14 protein-coding genes are annotated in these 18,982 nt (G+C 40.5%); 2 read left to right on the top strand and 12 right to left on the bottom strand.

Annotated features, from left to right (window positions below):
* Positions 1 to 28: 28 nt before the first annotated feature.
* The 5 genes from K6V48_RS03940 to parE form a co-directional block, all read right to left on the bottom strand.
* On the bottom strand, positions 29 to 2,575 hold the full coding sequence (locus tag K6V48_RS03940) for a M1 family metallopeptidase (protein ID WP_105127168.1): 2,547 nt from the start codon (positions 2,573 to 2,575) through the stop codon (positions 29 to 31).
* A gap of 95 nt (positions 2,576 to 2,670) precedes the next feature.
* A complete protein-coding gene (gene parC, locus K6V48_RS03935; protein ID WP_105127169.1) occupies positions 2,671 to 5,130 on the bottom strand; it encodes a DNA topoisomerase IV subunit A in 2,460 nt (819 codons plus the stop codon).
* 125 nt (positions 5,131 to 5,255) lie between these two features.
* Positions 5,256 to 5,678, bottom strand: coding sequence for a YkvA family protein (locus K6V48_RS03930; RefSeq protein WP_105127170.1), 423 nt, complete (start codon positions 5,676 to 5,678; stop codon positions 5,256 to 5,258).
* Between the two features lie 75 nt (positions 5,679 to 5,753).
* On the bottom strand, positions 5,754 to 6,356 hold the full coding sequence (gene fic / locus K6V48_RS03925; protein ID WP_105127171.1) for a protein adenylyltransferase Fic: 603 nt from the start codon (positions 6,354 to 6,356) through the stop codon (positions 5,754 to 5,756).
* 23 nt (positions 6,357 to 6,379) lie between these two features.
* Entirely contained in the window at positions 6,380 to 8,329 is a 1,950-nt protein-coding gene (parE, locus tag K6V48_RS03920) for a DNA topoisomerase IV subunit B (protein WP_105127172.1), read from the bottom strand.
* Positions 8,330 to 8,470: 141 nt separating this feature from the next.
* On the opposite strand from parE, the gene plsY reads away from it, so the two are divergent.
* Together plsY and K6V48_RS03910 are read left to right on the top strand one after the other, a co-directional pair.
* Positions 8,471 to 9,112: a glycerol-3-phosphate 1-O-acyltransferase PlsY gene (gene plsY / locus K6V48_RS03915; protein WP_222368081.1), complete on the top strand. Its 642-nt coding sequence runs from the start codon at positions 8,471 to 8,473 to the stop codon at positions 9,110 to 9,112.
* Positions 9,113 to 9,394: 282 nt separating this feature from the next.
* Positions 9,395 to 10,312: a hypothetical protein gene (locus K6V48_RS03910; protein WP_161942923.1), complete on the top strand. Its 918-nt coding sequence runs from the start codon at positions 9,395 to 9,397 to the stop codon at positions 10,310 to 10,312.
* An 18-nt stretch (positions 10,313 to 10,330) separates the two neighbouring features.
* Here K6V48_RS03910 and K6V48_RS03905 read toward each other — a convergent pair whose 3' ends face one another.
* From K6V48_RS03905 to glyA, 7 genes are all read right to left on the bottom strand, one after another.
* Positions 10,331 to 10,675, bottom strand: a complete 345-nt coding sequence (locus tag K6V48_RS03905) for an HIRAN domain-containing protein (protein WP_105127175.1) — start codon at positions 10,673 to 10,675, stop codon at positions 10,331 to 10,333.
* Between the two features lie 21 nt (positions 10,676 to 10,696).
* Complete coding sequence (locus K6V48_RS03900) at positions 10,697 to 11,452, bottom strand: DUF6287 domain-containing protein (protein ID WP_222368078.1); 756 nt, start codon at positions 11,450 to 11,452, stop codon at positions 10,697 to 10,699.
* A 9-nt stretch (positions 11,453 to 11,461) separates the two neighbouring features.
* Complete coding sequence (locus K6V48_RS03895) at positions 11,462 to 12,220, bottom strand: SDR family NAD(P)-dependent oxidoreductase (RefSeq protein ID WP_222368154.1); 759 nt, start codon at positions 12,218 to 12,220, stop codon at positions 11,462 to 11,464.
* 116 nt (positions 12,221 to 12,336) lie between these two features.
* The gene (locus K6V48_RS03890) at positions 12,337 to 15,747 is read right to left on the bottom strand and encodes a starch-binding protein (RefSeq protein WP_222368075.1); all 3,411 of its coding nucleotides are present in this window, start codon (positions 15,745 to 15,747) and stop codon (positions 12,337 to 12,339) included.
* 327 nt (positions 15,748 to 16,074) lie between these two features.
* Positions 16,075 to 16,674, bottom strand: a complete 600-nt coding sequence (locus tag K6V48_RS03885; protein WP_105127178.1) for a lysozyme family protein — start codon at positions 16,672 to 16,674, stop codon at positions 16,075 to 16,077.
* Positions 16,675 to 17,649, bottom strand: a complete 975-nt coding sequence (locus K6V48_RS03880) for a nucleoid-associated protein (RefSeq protein WP_105127179.1) — start codon at positions 17,647 to 17,649, stop codon at positions 16,675 to 16,677.
* Positions 17,649 to 18,908: a serine hydroxymethyltransferase gene (gene glyA / locus K6V48_RS03875; RefSeq protein WP_105127180.1), complete on the bottom strand. Its 1,260-nt coding sequence runs from the start codon at positions 18,906 to 18,908 to the stop codon at positions 17,649 to 17,651. The genes K6V48_RS03880 and glyA overlap by 1 nt, the downstream gene beginning before the upstream one ends.
* Positions 18,909 to 18,982: the final 74 nt, after the last annotated feature.

The following is an 18,982-nucleotide window of genomic DNA, read 5'->3' as shown; positions in this document are numbered from 1 at the left end:
CTCAGTCACGAGACACTTCTTCATTTTTCTACATGGACTCTGTTTGAGTTTGAATAGCCTCAATAACAGCATCCTTATCCTTAGCAATCAGTTGTACTCTGGCCTCGATGTCACGAATCCCCATCTGGATATTGCGACTGAGCGCCATATCATCCAATTGTAGCTCAAAGAAAGTCTTGTACTCCGCTAGACGGATGTCTGTTTTAAAGATTGCTGCCGGAATGAGCACAAAGCGGTCAAAACTCATATCTCCACCCAACGCTTGCTTAATCCAGTTCCACTCGTTGCGTGCCCAAGTCCAGACTTTTTCCTGTGCAAATTCTTTCCGCAACAAGTTAGCATACCAAGCTGCCAAATCCTGCGGTTTTACGACATCCTTATTCTTCAAGACAGACAAAATCAAGTCCAGACTAGCGTCCTGTTTGGTTTCAACAATGGCAGCTAGCAAATGCTGCTTCAAAACAGGATCAGTACTATCAGCATAAAGGTTGAGCAATTCTTCCACTAAACCATCCGTCTCAAACCGTTTGACTTGGTTAGCTAAGACATAAGGACGAATGCCTGCTGGCATTTCTGCAATCCGGTCTTTATAGTCTTGGTAAATAGCCTGTGCTTGCTCAATAGCATCCGCATGGTCGGTGGCAATCATTTGTGAAAGAGCGTACTCACGAATCAGCTCATCCTCATCCGTTTCGCCATCCTTCTTCTCAAAACCAAGGCGGTCATATTGTTTTATGAAGAGCTTCTGCACCAGTTTCTTAAATTGGTCCTCGGCCACAGTTCCCTCATCGACAAAACGACGAATTCCTGCCACCAAATACAAGATGGCATCCAAAACAGCATAGTCTGTTTCATTGGTCAACGGTGCCATCAAGTCCACCAAGGCCGCATTGGAAATCACACCTGCCTCTGCCAAGAGACGACGCTCATGCAAAATCTGCAATTTAGAAATCTTATCCAGCTGTTCCCAAGAATGCAATAAGTTGTCAAACAAATCGCCTTGGTAATCCACCAGATAATGGGCTGTATTGCCCGTATTCAAGCGCAAGGGTTGCGACTGCTTGCTAATCAGTTGACCGGCGTTAGCAATGCGAATTTCTGGTTCAACCAAGGTATCTGGCACTTCATCCCATGTCGCATTGAGCGGAATTTGCCACAAGCGTCCCTTATCTTGGTGCTCTCCGATGAAGAATTGTTGCTGCGAAATCACCAATTCATCCCCTTCGACAGCCACTTTCACAACAGGGTAACCTGGTTGCTCCAACCACGAGTCCATAAAGGCTGCCACATCGCGACCGGATGCTTCAGAAAGAGCATTCCAGAGGTCACTACCCTGAGTATTTCCATATTGGTGGCGCTCAAAATATATTTTCAAACCTGCGCGGAAGGCATCATCACCGAGCCACTGGCGCAACATGTGCATCAAACGGCTTCCTTTGGCATAAACAATTGCCGCATCAAAGAGCGTATTGACTTCGTCTGGATGATGAACCTCTACATGGACGGACTGCACACCATCTGTCGCGTCGCGTTTCAGAGCCGCCTGCACACCAGTTGTTTGGAAATCTTCAAAGATATTCCAAGTCGGTTCAATAGCATCAATCACCACGTATTCCATCATATTGGCAAAAGATTCATTCAACCACAAGTCATCCCACCACTTCATGGTCACTAAGTTACCAAACCATTGATGGGCTACTTCATGGGCAATGACCAGCGCAACCTGCTGACGAGCAGTGACGGTCGAATTTTCATCCACCAACAAGTAAACTTCACGGTAGGTAATCAAGCCCCAGTTTTCCATTGCACCTGCTGAAAAGTCAGGCAAGGCAACGTGCAAACATTGAGGAATAGGATAAGCCACACCAAAATAATCTTCGTAAAATTCAATAACGCGTTTGGCAATGTCCAATGAAAAATCCAATTCGCTCAACTGATGAGCCTTGGTCGCATAGGAACCAATCACTGTTCCCTTGCTAGTTTTGACTGTCTTACCATGCAGGTCGCCCAATGCAAAGGCCAACAAATAAGAGGACATGCGAGGAGTTGTTTTAAAGGTCCAAACTCCTGTTTCTTGGCGCTCTGCCACATTCTTTTCAGGCATATTGGACAAGGCAATTTCGCCCTCTTCTTGGTCAAATGTTACCGAAAAATCAAAGGTCGCCTTAGCCTCAGGCTCATCAATACACGGGAATGCTTCACGCGCAAAATGACTCTCAAACTGGGTTGAAATAATTTCTTTGGTCTGACCATCTATCTTGTAATAAGACGGGTAAATCCCTGTCATGTTGTCGGTAATGGTTCCAGAAAACTCCATCTGAACAAGAACCTGCCCCACGACTGGACTATCAAAATAAACAGCCTCTTTTTCCGCATCCAATTCGAAGGCTACAGCCTGCTCTCCAACGCGCACAGAAGAAATGGTTAAATTCTTCTGATGGAAGGACAGGCGTTGCTGACGAGCCTCCCCCTGAATGTTGACCTTACCAGTGAAAGTCTTGTCGCTCCGACAAATATCTAAAAAGAGATCATAATGTTCTGGAATAAAATAATCAATAAAACGTTCTACACTCATCTTCTTTTCCTCTCTTATTCTTAGAACCTATATTCACAGCTCAGTACACCTTGCTTTTGAATACAGGTTCTTACTTTTTTACATGATTGACACGGCTATTCTTTAATCGTCGCTGCGAAAACTTCCTGCTCAGAAATAGTATCGTTAACGAAGGAACCATTGCTGGTCCGCTCAGACAAGGACAAGTCCGCAAGATTTTTCTCGGTGACTTGCCCCGTTGTAGAGGTAATGACGAGTATCTGCTGGTCTGTCGTCTCCACTTCTGAAGTGAACAAATCGAGGGCAGCGCCACTACTTTCCGTATAAACAGGACCAGCCGCAAAGACACGGTGTGGTTTAGCCTTGAGTTCGCGAAGCACCTGCAAACCACGCTTGGCACGACTGGTCACAGGGATTTCCTCCGTCGCCATCCGCTTCAAGCTACCACGCTGGGTCAGAAGATAGACGGAGCTGGTATTACTGATGAAAGCCGCAACTACCACATCCTCATCCTTGAGGTTGACCGCCTTGACACCAGCTGCCTTGGCACCGATGACTGGCACTTCTTCGATATTAAATCGCAGAGCGTAGCCCTTCTCAGTGATGAGCATGATGTCGTCCAAAACTACAGGCGATACAGTAATTACCACATCTTCGGCATCTTTGAGTTTGGCATACTTGGTTGACTTAGACTTGTAAGTCCGCCATGGAGCAAACTCCTTCCGCTCTACACGTTTAATTTGGCCAAATTTAGTCACCGCGAAATATGTTCCCTCATCAAAATTCTCAACCAATTCAGCAAAGATAACCTCTTCATTGGTATCAAAGTTCATCAAGGTCTGGCTCAAGTGTTCACCAATGTCCTTCCAACGAATATCTGTCAGTTCATGGACAGGCCGGTAGATGACATTTCCAAGATTGGTAAAGAGCAAGAGGTGCTGTGTTGTCTTGGCATTCTGCAAGAAAATCAACTGGTCATCGTCCCGTTTGCCCATTTCTTCCAGCGTTGAGGCATTGAAAGAACGCGGACTGGTCCGTTTGATATAGCCTGCCTTGGTCACGCTGACAAAGGTTTCTTCCTCGACAATCAGGTTGGCAGAATCAATCTCAATCGTTTCTGCATGAACTTGCAATTCACTCAAACGAGGATTGCCAAACTGTTTTTTGACCTCACGCAGTTCCTTCTTCATAAGATTAAACATGGTCCGCTCATCGCCGATAATGGCTGCCAAGGTCTGAATCTGCTCGCGTAGGGCTGCTTCTTCGTTTTCCAAGGTCACAATATCGGTGTTTGTCAAACGGTAAAGTTGCAAGGTCACGATTGCTTCTGCCTGTTCCTCACTAAAATCATAGCTGATTTTCAAGTTTTCCTTAGCATCCGCCTTGTTTTCAGAAGCACGGATAAGGGCAATAACCTCGTCCAAGATGGAAATGACACGGATTAAGCCTTTTACGATATGGAGGCGTTTCTCTGCTTTTTCCTTGTCAAACTTAGACCGGGCAATGATAATCTCACGGCGGTGGGCGATGTAGCTGGACAGAATCTTCTGTAAGCCGACCTGACGCGGTGTAAAGTTATCAATGGCCACCATGTTGAAGTTGTAATTGATTTGCAGGTCGGTGTACTTGTAGAGGTAGTTGAGAATGGTTTGCTCATCGCTGTCTTTTTTCAGCTCAATGGCGATCCGCAGACCTGTCCGGTCTGACTCATCACGCACCTCAGCAATACCAGGCACCTTGTTGTTGACACGGACATCATCAATCTTCTTGACCAGAACAGCCTTGTTGACCTCGTAAGGAATCTCAGTAATGACAATCTGTTTCTTGCCAGCCTTGAGTTGTTCAATTTCACAACGGCTACGGACTACGACACGGCCCTTTCCAGTTTCATAGGCTTTCTTGATTTCGTCAGCCCCTTGGATAATGGCACCTGTTGGAAAGTCAGGCCCAGGCAAGAACTCCATCAACTTTTCTAACTTAGCAGTAGGATGATCAATCATGTAAACAACAGCATCGATGACCTCCGCCAAATTATGCGGCGGGATGTCAGTCGCGTACCCAGCTGAAATTCCTGTCGCTCCATTAACCAAGAGATTAGGGAAGGCAGCTGGTAGCACAGTGGGTTCTTTTTCCGTATCGTCAAAGTTCCAGGCAAATGGTACCGTCTTTTTCTCGATGTCGGCCAGCAAATATCCTGCCATTTCCGACAGACGAGCCTCCGTGTAACGCATCGCCGCAGGCGGGTCACCATCCATGGAACCGTTGTTTCCATGCATCTCCACCAAAATCTCGCGGTTCTTCCAATCCTGACTCATGCGGACCATGGCATCATAAATAGAATAATCACCGTGCGGGTGGAAATTCCCCATGATATTTCCGACTGACTTGGCGGATTTACGGTAACCCTTGTCAAAAGTGTTGCCGTCCTTATTCATGGAATATAGAATCCGACGTTGCACGGGCTTGAGACCGTCACGAATGTCCGGCAAAGCCCGCTCCTGAATAATGTATTTGGAGTAGCGACCAAAACGCTCTCCCATGATGTCCTCAAGAGACATGTTTTGAATATTACTCATAATATCCTTTTTCTTATTATTTTATTTTTTTGTTAAAAAGTTTACTGCTAATTATACTTGTAACAGCATAAAAATATCTATATCTTCTTTTTACAAAGTGTTGCTCAATGTGAGCATCACCTTGTTTAGGGTTTGTTTATATTTTCTGCCGAGCGCAGTTTCTTCCATACCCGGTAATCTTGAATGTCTTTATTAACCCAATTCCAGCAAGTTGCAATGACGAGCGCATCATCCATCTGCCCGAAAAATGGAATCCAGTCTGGAACTACATCTACCGGCGAGAGAAAGTAGATTAATGCCGAAATAATTGCGAGAATGGTTCTCTTAGGAATCTTGGTATAATCTCGTTTTAAATAGCTTCTAACCATACTTATCATGATGGGGATATTTTTAAATTCCTGAGCTAAAAAGGGAATCCATTTAATTTTCTTTTCTATTTTTTCCAAGAAGGGTTCCATTTTGGAATCATCTTTCAACAGTGACTCAGCTTTCTGATATCTCTTTTGAATTTCCTCGATTGCTTGTTTTTTGGTTAATCTCGTCTTCATATTGGTTCCTTTAACTTTTAAATAATAAATATCATTTTATTTTATCTATTTAGACTTCAATAACAACTAGACTGATTATAAGTCCTCAGTACGATAAAGGTTATAACCCTCATAGTAATAAGAATGGTCGATGCCTTTGAAATATGTTGCTTGATCAAGATCGTCAGTCAAAGAATGTAGCAAGAGGTATTTGAGTTCACCTGTTGAGACATGACTTCTAATCATCGCATTGAAATATTCATCTTTATCAATACTATTCCAATCAACCACCTTGCCCAAACTATCCCGTAGCATACAATCCAACCAGATACGCATACTGCGTCCATTTCCTTCTCGGAATGGATGTGCAATATTCATATCCGCATATTTTTCAACAATTTCGTCAAAGGTTTCATGAGGTAGCTTGTCAACATAGGCCAAAGACTGCTCCAGAAAGATTCGTGGAGCAAATTGAAAATTATCCTTGGCAATGTTAACATCACGTATCTTACCTGCAAAGTCGTAAATATCCTCAAATAAAGCCTGATGAATGTTTGCCAAACCTGCAAAGGTTCCAACTTCTATCTGGAACAATTGGCCAGTTTCGAACAGTTGAGCCGCTTTTTTCTTGCTGATTTGTTCTTCAAGACGGGCTAATTCAGCCGAATTTTCAATCCCCAATATATTTTCTAAAACCATATGGCACCTCAACTTCCCTGAGATTATTTAGTAAAAGCTGTCGCTTCCTCCAAGGTAAACTTAACATTGTCTTCAATCCACTTACGGCGTGGCTCGACCTTGTCGCCCATTAGGACGGATACCCGGCGTTCCGCACGCGCCAAATCTTCAATGGTAACACGGATAAGAGTACGGGTTTCAGGGTTCATAGTTGTTTCCCAGAGCTGATCGGCATTCATCTCACCAAGACCCTTGTAGCGTTGGAGGATAAAGCCCTTGCCAAAATCCTTGCGGAGATCTTCTAGCTCTCCATCAGACCAAGCGTAGGCAATCATTTCTGTCTTTCCTTTTCCTTTAGACATCTTATATAAAGGAGGCAGTGCAATATAAACTCGCCCTGCTTCTACTAAGGGTCTCATATAGCGATAAAAGAATGTTAACAATAGCGTCTGAATATGGGCACCATCAGTATCCGCATCGGTCATGATAATAATCTTGTCATAGTTGACATCTTCCAGCGTAAAGTCTGATCCAACACCTGCACCAATTGTATAAATCATGGTGTTGATTTCTTCGTTTTTGAGGATGTCCGCCATTTTTGCCTTAGCTGTGTTGATAACCTTACCACGCAAAGGTAAAATGGCTTGGAACTTGCGGTCACGCCCCTGCTTGGCAGACCCACCAGCTGAGTCCCCCTCGACCAGATAGAGTTCGTTTTTGGCTGGATTTTTAGACTGGGCTGGAGTTAGCTTACCTGACAGAAGACCCTTATCCTTCTTGTTTTTCTTACCGTTTCGGGATTCGTCACGTGCCTTACGCGCAGCCTCGCGGGCGTCACGCGCCTTAATGGCTTTACGAACTAGATTTGAAGCTAATTCCCCATTTTCCAAAAGAAAGAACGTTAATTTCTCTGAAACGATTCCATCTACAATCGGACGGGCAAGCGGGCTTCCAAGTTTATCTTTAGTTTGACCTTCAAATTGAAGATGTTCTTCCGGAACGAGAACTGATAAGACAGCTGACAAGCCTTCACGGTAGTCAGAGCCTTCCAGGTTTTTATCTTTTTCTTTTAACAAACCTGTCTTGCGCGCATAGTCATTCAATGCCTTGGTAATAGCAAGTTTCAATCCTGTCTCATGAGTACCACCATCCTTGGTACGAACATTGTTTACAAATGAGAGTATGTTATCTGAATAGCCATCATTGTACTGCATGGCAACTTGTACTTGAAAACCAGATTCTTCACCTTCAAAATAGAGGACTGGTGTCAGAGTTTCCTTGTCTTCATTTAAATAAGATACAAAATCCTGAACCCCATTTTCGTAGTGATACTCTTCTTTTTCACCAGTTCGCTCATCTGTCAAGGTCATCGTCACTTGCTTGAGCAAGAAGGCAGATTCCTTCAAGCGCTCTGCAATGGTATTAAATTTAAAATCAATAGTAGAGAAAATAGTATCGTCAGGCATAAAGGTAACTTTGGTACCTGTTTTTGATTTTGGTGCACTACCAATTTTTTTCAAGGTAGTAACAGGCTTACCTCCCTGCTCAAAGCGTTGTTTATAAACTGCACCATCACGGGTAATTTCCACTTCTAACCAACTAGATAGGGCATTAACCACCGAAGAACCAACCCCATGCAGACCACCTGACGTTTTATACCCACCCTGGCCAAACTTACCACCTGCATGGAGAACAGTGAAGATGACTTCAACAGTTGGCTTGCCTGTAGCATGTATACCAACTGGCATACCGCGACCACAGTCTGTTACGGATAAACTCCCATCTTTATGAATCGTTACTTCAATTCTATTCCCGAATCCAGACAATGCTTCATCTACCGCATTATCGACAATCTCCCAGACCATATGGTGTAGACCGTTGCCATCTGTTGATCCGATATACATCCCGGGACGTTTACGAACAGCATCTAATCCTTCCAAGACCTGAATGGCGTCATCGTTATAATTATTAATATCAATCTCTTTCTTAGCCAAATTTGACCTCCATACTTATCATCTTTTCTATATTACAAGTTTTTTTGTATTTTTGCAAAATATTTCTGTTCTTTTCCGGTGCAACAAGATAATTATTATCCAATTCAAAATTCTTGATAAAAAATATGCTATAATGAAACTATGTTAAAGATTGTATTACTATTCATTACTGCCTACTTATTAGGCTCAATACCATCTGGTCTTTGGATTGGTCAAGCGTTTTTTAATATCAATATTCGTGACCATGGATCTGGCAATACGGGAACAACTAATACATTTCGGATTCTGGGACCAAAAGCAGGGACAGTTGTATTTATTGTTGATTTCTTAAAAGGAACCTTAGTAGCCCTTTTACCTATTCTCTTCCATGTGCAAGACATTTCACCAATCGTTTTCGGTCTTCTAGCTGTTCTAGGACATACCTTCCCAATTTTTGCTCAATTTAAGGGTGGGAAGGCTGTTGCTACGTCTGCAGGAATGCTTTTGGGAGTTGCACCAGCGTTTTGCCTCTATCTAGTAATCATTTTCGCAGTATCCCTTTATTTGACGTCTATGGTCTCTTTCTCCAGTGTCTTTTCAGCCGGCTTAGCCATTTTGGGAGTCTTAGTGTTTCCAGCGTTTGGCTTCCTATTTAATGAATATGATTGGTTATTTACATTGATTATTGTCTTTCTCGGACTCTTTGTAATTATCCGTCATAATGAAAATATCAAACGAATTCTTCGCAAAGAAGAAAATTTGGTTCCTTTTGGATTGAACCTAACGAAACAAAAGAAAAAATAGCTTAATCAAATACCCCTTACACCCTTATTAGGATCCTCGACCTAGTAAGGGTTTTATAATGGAAAAACACAGTCATCTGAATTAATATTCTACGACAGTGACTTGTTTCGCAAGTCATATTTCCAATCTAGAAAAGTCTCAAGGCTACTCTAGCTACCTGCACTAAAGTCCTAGTCTGAAAGGTCTTCGTTCGACTAAACAACAATTGAAACCAGCCTCACACTTCCCAAGCAAAGGAAACTATCATCCCAAAATAATAGTAGAATCTTGAACACCATACTTATGTTTAACGCATTAAACTTTTTGGTAGATTTGAAAATTCATTTTTGTTATACTTATTGTATGAAAACATTAACGCTTGGAAAACTATTAGGATTACCAAATTTTCATCATTTTTATTCGGTTCCTGTGAAGAGACTTGAGCACACCACAGACAATTATATACTTGTTTTTAAACAGGATAAAGAACTTATTTTTGTCGACTTTGAAAGTGAGACCGGAAAGACTCAGGAAGCTAGATTTGCTAGTCATTTTCAAAACAATCATCTGTTAATCGGTTTGGGAGCAATTCCTGTTTCTGCATGGTCTACCTGCCAAGTCCTTGAAGTAAGGAAAAATACTAATCAACGAGGAGTCAGTCTTTCACATTTGATGGAAAGCCATGGACAATTACCTATTTTTAAGTCAATAGCAGAGCAATATCGAGCACGTGAACAAGCAACAGTTTATGATCCCTACCGCTACTCCTACACTGTTGATGAGAAATCTGCTATTAAAGACAATCAATTAAAAGTCATTCCTAGAAAAGAATATGAAAAAATAAAAGATTTTCATCCCTTTTTGAAAACAAGACATGGAAATGTTTATGCTGTTCCATGCCTCTATCAAGACATAAAACGAAAACAAGTGACTAAGATTTATATCATGGGATGGTATTTTTACGAAAAACAACTAAAAATATCATGGAAACCCTCCCACTCTCGAAAAAGTCGCTGGCGTTCCTCACTTGTTTCTGTTGATAAACTGTCAGACCGCTACTTCTTCCAAGGTGAATTGTACAAGAAAGGCTCATATCCAGTTTTTCTAGACCAGCTAACAATAAAAAATAAGGCTTACCAACAACGTCTAGACGACGAGTTTGCAGCCTTTATAAGTATCATTGAAAATCAAAAACAAAAAGCGCAGCTCCGTTTGAGATAAGGTATCGATGGACACCTCTTATTTCCGACGATTGTCTTTTAATTTCACAACTACGCGAAATTGGCGATCTGGATGGTTCTCTGTGTTAGACATTTGAATACGAGCCTCCAGAATGTCTCCATGTCCAAAGTAAATCAATCGGCTGATCAAAGAATTTTTATCAGATGGAATATAGCCTAATTTGGTACCCTGATAAAAGATTGCAACCGCTTCAGAATCGTGTGGGTTAGAAGGTTCCCCTACTAATTCTACTGGTGTTCCTGGTTTTAGTTGATCAATCACATCAAGCCCATCGTAATAGGCAAATGCAGCTAAATGAAAATCTTGAACATTGCGGGTTGGTTCAAAAGAAGTAAAAGTCATGCATTAACCTCCAAAAATTTCTTATGGTTGGTAGACAATTTGATAATTAGAATTGATAATAACCCCATTCTGATAGACGGTATACCGACTTTCGTCATTCCCCTCTATAACATTGTATGGGATAGATTCTGTGCGGGTATAATTTCCTTCAATTACCTGCCAATTATTCTCACCTAAAACAGAATTTGCGTATTCAATTGTTTTAGGACCACTTTCCAACTGAACACTAGTTTCAGTATTCTTTAGCGGATCAATACCACTATCAGCTGTTTGAGATAGACGATAATAGACTTCCATTGAATCTGCTGACGCCGGGCTAATCACTATCATTCTATCACGTGTGGAGTCAGATGTATCTGTACCAGTTGTTAGGTAGGTCGCACTCAATTGAGTTCCTCCCGGAACCATCAGTAATGTTACATCTCCAATTTTTGTATCTACATAGCCTGTTTCAAATACCCCGTCCATAATTTTTCCGCGTCCAAGCAAAGCACGATCCTCTGTAACCAAGCCCTTGCTATTAAATATCAAGGAATCTCCTTGGGCATTCTGCCAAGTACCAAGAATACTGTCGTAATTTCCCTGCATCAAAGCATCTATATCTATAGAAATTGGAAGAATGTCTTTCTGACTGGTAGATGAGGTACTCGTACTTGAGGATTGACTTGTTGATGAAGCAGTATTTGACGATGTCGTAGACGTCTTATTGGCATTGCAAGCTGGAAGTACAAAAACTGTAATCACACCCAGAATAATACATAAAATTCTCTTTGCCATGTATTTCTCCTATTCTCTATGAATTGTAAAACCAGTTGCCTGTTTGGTTGCCATAATAGTCATATCAGAAATCTGAACATGTGCAGGTTGATTTGCAACGAAAAGAGTACATTGTGCAATATCGCTAGCTTGCAAAGCATCAATCCCTTGATAAACTGTCGCTGCTCTCTCCTTATCTCCATGAAAACGGACTTGGCTAAAATCAGTCTCAACGATACCTGGTTGTAAGGTAGTTACCTTGATATTTTTATCAATCGTATCAATACGAATACCGTCTGAAAGCACCTTGACAGCTGATTTGGTTGCGGCGTAAACAGCAGCTCCTGCATAGGCGTAAATACCGGCCGTTGATCCAATATTGATAATATGACCTTCATTGCAGCTAACCATTTGTGGCAATAATTGTCGAGTGACGGTTAAAAGGCCTTTAATGTTGGTATCAATCATCGTCATCATATCTGTCAAATCATAATCTTGAAATTTGTCTAACCCCAAAGCCAGGCCAGCATTGTTTACCAAAATATGAATTTGTCCAACTTCTTCTATGATTTTTTGACAATTTATGATTGTTTGCTCCATATTCGTAATATCAAATGAATAAATGGATACGTGAACTTGGTATTGCTTTTCAATATCTTTTTTAATTTCTTCTAGTTTGTCAAATCTACGACCCGTAATAACGAGATTATCACCATTTTCTGCAAAGGTGTAAGCAATTGCTTTACCGATTCCGCTACTTGCACCTGTAATCAATACATTTCGTTTCATCATTCTTTCTCCTATTTCTATATTATACTACTTTTTTGAATAGAATGGAAAAACACAGAGCACAAAATAAGATCCCCTATCGACAGGGGACCTTATTTTTTAGGAAGGAAACACACTTATTTTAGACCATCTTTGGTATAATGGCCATCTACTTTAAAATCAAAACCAACTGAGACTGGGAATTGAATAGTAGAATTTGGTTTATTAAATAATATTTTTACATTAGAATTTGCATATTCTTCTGGTAAATCGATATAGAAATGTCCTTTGCTATCTTTCAGCATAGCTTGACCAGGCCAAGCTCCCAAAGGCATTTGAATTGGATTACCATAATAGGCATAGACATTTGCAGCACTCCATCCACCAGGATTTTCGAAGGTAATACGAGTAAAGCCTTCGGCAACTGGTTCTGGTAAAACGGCTCTATGGCTACCGTCTATTTCATAGACTTGTCCAAGTTCCAAATCATAGCCAGGTTTATTTTGTGCTGGGAATTGAACTTTCGTATCAGGATTATTGAAAATTACTTTACCACCTGCAAATTCTTCACCAAGCTCAATATAATATCCGTACTCATCTTGACTCATTTCTTTACCTGGCCAATTTCCAACGAGTGGTACACCTTTATTATCATAAACATAGGCGTAGACCTTAGACCAACCTTGTGAGTTGTTGAAGTAAACACGGTTGGCAATTTGTTGCTCAATGTCTGGGACTTTTGTACCGACTTCAACCACTTGTGTTACTGGCTCTTTGCTAACAGTTTCACTGATCTTTGTCTTAGCAACAAGTTGACCACCAATGTACTCTGAACGGTAAGTTATTGTCTTCACTCCGTCTTGACCTTCAAGGCGAGTTACTTTCTGTCCTTTTTCAAGTTCAGGATTGTCTACATACTGTGTTTCAAATGGGATTGGAAGCTCTTCACTTTCTTCTTTGAACTCGCTAGAAGGTTGTTCGGCAACTAAACCATCTTTAGAATATGTTCCGCCTGATTTAAATTCAAAACCAATGGATTGTGGATACTGCGCTCCTTTGTTGTTAGAAAAGAGTACTTTTACGCCATCAGTCTCGTATGATGTTGGAAGAGTGACGGCGAAAAGACCTGTACCATCTTTTTCCATCTTAGTTCCTGGCCATGCGCCTAACAATTTTTCACCTTTGGCATTATACATATAAACAAAGACATCTGTCCATTTATCTGGATTTTCAAAGCGAATAGTTGTTTGGGTGGCTGGTTCTTCTACTTTCTTCGTGATAGAATATACTTTCGTCACTAATTCACCAGCTGAATCTTTTGCTGATAGCGTCAATCTCAACGATTCACCATTTTTCAGATCTTGTCCTAGTGTCAATTTATCCCCATCATTAAAGGAAACTGCATCACCATCATTCATCTGATAGGTCGCATCCGTTACATGACTAGCTTGTAAAATCAACTCAATAGCATCTGTAATAGTAATCTCAGTTGTTGTTTGATCTTTTAATCCAAGTACTGCAGGTTCAGTAATTTGTTTCTCGACAACTTTTACAAAGCCATCACGAGAATATAGACCATTTGAATTTACTTCAAATCCCACATTCTGAGGATACTGAGCACCTTGATTGTTAGTGAACAATACCTTAGCACCTTTGCTGATAAATGAATTTGGAACAGTAATAGTGTAATAGCCCGTTGCACTATCTTTACTCATAGCAGTTCCAGGCCATTTGTTCAGGAGAACGGTATCTGTACCGCTATACATATAGGCATATACTTGATTCCAATTTTCAGGATTGTCAAAATAGATGGTTGTATTGGCATTCGGATCCTCTTTTGTAAAGCGATAAACGGATTGAACTGTCTGACCTTTAGTGTTTTTAGCAGATAATGTAACCGTTACTGTTTCACCAAATTGCACTTGACTTCCGATTGTAATGACTTTTCCATTTTCAAATTTAATTGGAGCGCCATTATTAACGGAATAAGTAGCCTCACTCGTATTAGAAGTTTGTAATGTAAGACTTAATGTATCTGTCAAGAAAGTATGGCTGCCTTCTTGATATCCTTGAACTGATAAGGATGCTAGATTATCAAAACTTTCACCATTTGTTAATACCAATACTGATCTTCTCGCAATGGAACCGCTTAACCGTCCGTTCGAAACAGTGTAGGTTTTACCAGAAATTTGGTCTTTATAGGTTCCATTCGCCAATTTTGTCTCAGTATTTAAGCTTTTCTCACTGTCGGAAAGGTTTGCAATTACTGCGCCTTGAGTGCCTCGTTCAATCATGGCAACGGTTGTATCACCATTCGGGTTACGAATATATTCTGATTGACCAACCATAGCATTATGGAATTTGTTTACTGCTACAATCGTCGGGTCTTTATAAAGATTGCTACCCGCATCACCGATTTTAGTTTTTTCAGGGAAACGGACACCATTACCGCCACCAACTGGACGTGAGAAGAAGAGAGGTGTACCTTTGGCGCGTGCAGTAATCATTGCCCAGCCAAGTTTCAAATCTTCATCGCTCATCCAAGCTGATTCAGATTCACTATCCGTCTTTCCGTTTGCATATGTATCGTGAGATTCGACCCAAAGTACGAGTTTAGATGGATCTACTCCTGCTTGGTAGTTGCCAAGATTTCCAGCGTTAGCATTTCTATTGCGGAGCATTTCACGGATAGAATGACCATATTGGGATGCAGTAATACTCATCATGTTTGCATAGTCCGCATCACGTGAAATATTGTCTTGTAACACTTCACCATATTGGAACTCAGAACCATTATTTAATATAACATTCCAGAAATTACTACCAAATTCGCTAGGATATTCTCCTGGTAATTCGATATGTTTTGCAGCATCATAACGAAATCCATCCGCTCCATCAGCAACTGCATTTTTTAAGAATTTCAACAAATACTGTTGTACTTCTGGATTTTGTGTATTCCATTCCCAGAGCTGAAGCAGAGCGTTTTGAGTTACATCCCAACGACTCCCCCAGTTTTCAATTAAAGTATTTCCATGAGTCCATTTTGTAATGGATTTAACTTCTGAAGAGATCGCATTATAATCAGAAGTAGTATGATTCAGTACTGCATCAACTATAATTTTTATACCATACTGCTCTGCGACACGATTCATCTCGATAAATTCAGCTTCAGTCCCAAGCTGATAGTTACCAATCGTATAGGCGGTTGGTTGATAATGATAATACCATTGCTCTGTAAATTTCTTATCTCCACCATTCCCAACAACTACAGCATTAATTGGGGATGTTTGAACACTTGTATAGCCTGCTTCTTTAATGGCTGCCATATTTTCTTTGATAGCATTAAACGACCAACACCAAGCATGCAAGATAGTCCCATCTTTCATTGAAACTTGCTGGTTGGAGCTGGCAACGATTGTTTCACCATTTACTGTAGTGTTTGTGAATACCTGTTCAATTCCAGCAAACATGGATAAAATCAGGGTAATACTAACCCCTTTTTTTACCAATTTGGATAGTTTTCTCTTACTTTGACTTTGATAAGCCATATAAACCTCCTAAAAAATAATAAGAAAACGTTTGCATTTTCTTGAAAATATATATCTACAGTTGATGACCTCTAACCTAGCAATCAACTGTAGAGGAATGAATACTCTCCTTTCTTTCAAAATTAATTCATTTTGCCAAATGCAAACGGTTGCAAAATGATAGTATCATATTTGTAGGTTAATTTCAAACAGCTAAAAAATCATGAAAAACCGCTCTGTATACGGTTTTACTGGCAATTTATGCTACTTTATGAAAAATTTTGTTACCGATAACTATTTTTGGACAAACAAAAAACTCATTGAACGTCAACGAGTTTTTGTATGTCATCAGAAAAAATTAAAAAATTGCATGAGTCGCATATTGAACTGAACCTGTCTTGCATAATAAATATTGCCGCCATTTACATATAATTTTCCACCACTAAGTAATGCCAAAGGATGATAATAGGTATAAGTATCTCCTGTTGTATTACCCAAACTAGGAGCAACAACAGTCTTCGAATATTCTTTTGCCAAGGCTAGCGTATGTTCTCCACCATGTTCTGCGATATAGTCAATATAGGCTGGCCCAAAATTATAGGCTTGAACAGCGGCCCAAACTTCTACCCCTTTTTCTTCTGCCAGTCGCAAATTTTCAGTGAGATAGATTACACCTTGACGAATGCTTTCTTTACTATCTGTGATCGTATTCGTATAACCTGTTGCGGACTCACTAGATTGCATGACATCAGCTTCTAATCCTTTTGTCTCTGTATAAATCATAGCTAAAACCAATTCTTCATTGGCAGGTGTATCATTTTCAGCTAGTACTTCTTGTACCATTGATTGATAGGCCATTACTTGCTTGACAGCGTGATAGGTTTGGAAACCTTTATAGCCAAGAAAAATCAATAAAAGAATCACTAGAATGCGTCTCAGTTTTTTCATTTACTTACTCTTTATATCTTCAATATTTTTGATGAGAATCGAATAGGTTCCGTTATCATTTTGAATAAATTCAACAGATTCAGCATCCTCATAGATTGCGTTAGGTACAATCAATTCAATGCCATTTGATAAAGAAAGCTTTTGGTTTTCAAATTTCTTGAGTTGACGACTACTATCAATCTCATCAAATGAAATCTTATCCGGTATGACCTCTTTCAGTTGATCAACGAAATTTAAACGTGCGGTCAGGTTGGTATCGAATAACTGATCAGCCAATTTTTCAGGTGAAAGCTCATTATCTTCTTCCAAATTGTTAAAAATAGCTGACTTGACTTTCGATTGAAATTGAAAATCGCCTTGATGGAAATTGTCAGCAATCTTCTGTGCAGTTTGCTCTACTGCTTTGATTGATTTCTTTGCAGAAATAGCTGGTGTAACTTGCAGAAGATTATCTGAGAAATAATTGAGGAAGGCTCCATTATGCTTGATTCGCTTTTCAATCAAGTGGTACTTGTTAGATTGAAGATTGACAATCAAGGCTTCATCAGGTGCAGAGCCTGCCCCTGGCAAATTGTTTTGAGTAATTTTTAAAGGACTTCCGCTTTCCAAACCAACGTGGGCGAGATTTTCACGCAATGAGATTCTCAAAAAAGCAAAATGTTCAACACCATTTCGCTCAAACTCGATGAAAATGAGATCATTGGTTTTTAAATTCTCAGAAATGGAAAATTCTTCTTTCCAGAGATTAGCAATCTTGACAGAGTTGGTCAGTAGGTCACCATCTAAATAGTCAAGAAAAGGATTGTCGGGGTTAAATTGTCCTGTTTTTGCTTCATCAGAAAAGACACGTTCAATCTTTTTACGCAAATATTCTTCTATTTTTGGGCTAACAGTCAAAAGCTGGTCGGCAAGGACCAGCTCTGTATCATCAGGACTAAATTGATGTATGATGGCTTTTTTTACAAATATATCCATTATAAACCTTCGTAAAGTGGGAATTGATCTGTCAAAGCACGCACTTCTTGACGAACTTCTTCAAGAACTGCATCATTCTCAGCATTTTCAAGTGCTTTAATTGTTAATTGAGCAACCTTACGAGCTTCCTCTACTCCAAAACCGCGAGCAGTAATGGCCGCAGAGCCAATACGGATACCGCTTGTTTTGAATGGTGAGAGTTTTTCGTAAGGAATTGAGTTTTTATTGAGAGTAATATTTACTTCATCCAGGAGATGCTGAGCAACCTTACCGTTTTCAACGACTTTGGTCACGTCAACAAGGAAGAGATGGTTGTCTGTTCCTCCTGTGATGACTTTAAAGTTAGGGTTTGCAAGGAAGACTTCGGCCATGGCCTTGCTGTTCTCAATCACTTTCTGAGCATAGTCTTTGAAAGCTGGGTCCAAAACTTCTTTGAAAGACACAGCTTTGGCAGCGATGACATGTTCTAATGGACCACCTTGGATGCCTGGGAAGATGGCTGAGTTGATTTTCTTAATGAGCTCTTCATCATTGGTCAAAATCAAACCACCACGTGGCCCACGAAGCGTTTTATGTGTTGTTGTAGTAGTGATATGAGCATGCGGAACCGGGTTTGGATGGAGGCCAGCAGCTACTAGTCCTGCAATATGTGCCATATCCACCATCAATTTTGCACCAACTGCATCAGCAATCTCACGGAATTTAGCAAAGTCAATTATACGGGCATAGGCTGAAGCACCTGCTACAATCAATTTTGGTTGTACTTCTTTTGCTTGCTCTAAAATTGCATCGTAATCCAGCAAACCTGTCTCTTCGTCTACGTTATAAGCAACGAAATTGTAAGTTTGTCCTGAGAAGCTAACGGATGCACCGTGAGTCAAATGACCACCTGCAGCTAAGTCCATTCCCATAACAGTGTCTCCTGGCTCAATCAAAGCCATGTAGGCAGCACAATTGGCCTGGCTTCCTGAGTGTGGCTGAACGTTAGCAAATTTTGCACCGAATATTTCTTTAGCACGTTCAATAGCTAAACTTTCAACTACGTCAACGCATTCCGTACCGCCATAGTAACGACGACCTGGATAGCCTTCAGCATACTTATTGGTCAAAATAGAACCTTGAGCAGCCATAACAGCCTTAGATACAACGTTTTCAGACGCAATCAATTCGATATTATTTTGTTGGCGTTTTTCTTCAGCTTGGATAGCTTCCCAAACTTCTTTATCAAATTCTTTGTAGTTAACTTTGTCAAAAATCATGTGCGGTACCCTTTATTAGTGCTTGATGTAATGGTTATGCGACTTGTCAGATTGGTATCCCTATTGTTAGCAAA

The sequence above is a fragment of the Streptococcus suis genome (assembly GCF_019794555.1).
In the GTDB taxonomy this organism is placed as follows: domain Bacteria; phylum Bacillota; class Bacilli; order Lactobacillales; family Streptococcaceae; genus Streptococcus; species Streptococcus suis_AB.
Note: the sequence above shows the minus strand (reverse complement) of the source record. Positions and strands in the feature narration are given on the sequence as shown.

Coding starts and splice junctions, on each gene's coding strand:
- K6V48_RS03940 (WP_105127168.1), bottom strand. CDS start 2,575: ATGAGTGTAGAACGTTTTATTGATTATTTTATTCCAGAACATTATGAT.
- parC (WP_105127169.1), bottom strand. CDS start 5,130: ATGAGTAATATTCAAAACATGTCTCTTGAGGACATCATGGGAGAGCGT.
- K6V48_RS03930 (WP_105127170.1), bottom strand. CDS start 5,678: ATGAAGACGAGATTAACCAAAAAACAAGCAATCGAGGAAATTCAAAAG.
- fic (WP_105127171.1), bottom strand. CDS start 6,356: ATGGTTTTAGAAAATATATTGGGGATTGAAAATTCGGCTGAATTAGCC.
- plsY (WP_222368081.1), top strand. CDS start 8,471: ATGTTAAAGATTGTATTACTATTCATTACTGCCTACTTATTAGGCTCA.
- K6V48_RS03910 (WP_161942923.1), top strand. CDS start 9,395: ATGTTTAACGCATTAAACTTTTTGGTAGATTTGAAAATTCATTTTTGT.
- K6V48_RS03905 (WP_105127175.1), bottom strand. CDS start 10,675: ATGACTTTTACTTCTTTTGAACCAACCCGCAATGTTCAAGATTTTCAT.
- K6V48_RS03900 (WP_222368078.1), bottom strand. CDS start 11,452: ATGGCAAAGAGAATTTTATGTATTATTCTGGGTGTGATTACAGTTTTT.
- K6V48_RS03895 (WP_222368154.1), bottom strand. CDS start 12,220: ATGAAACGAAATGTATTGATTACAGGTGCAAGTAGCGGAATCGGTAAA.
- K6V48_RS03890 (WP_222368075.1), bottom strand. CDS start 15,747: ATGGCTTATCAAAGTCAAAGTAAGAGAAAACTATCCAAATTGGTAAAA.
- K6V48_RS03885 (WP_105127178.1), bottom strand. CDS start 16,674: ATGAAAAAACTGAGACGCATTCTAGTGATTCTTTTATTGATTTTTCTT.
- K6V48_RS03880 (WP_105127179.1), bottom strand. CDS start 17,649: ATGGATATATTTGTAAAAAAAGCCATCATACATCAATTTAGTCCTGAT.
- glyA (WP_105127180.1), bottom strand. CDS start 18,908: ATGATTTTTGACAAAGTTAACTACAAAGAATTTGATAAAGAAGTTTGG.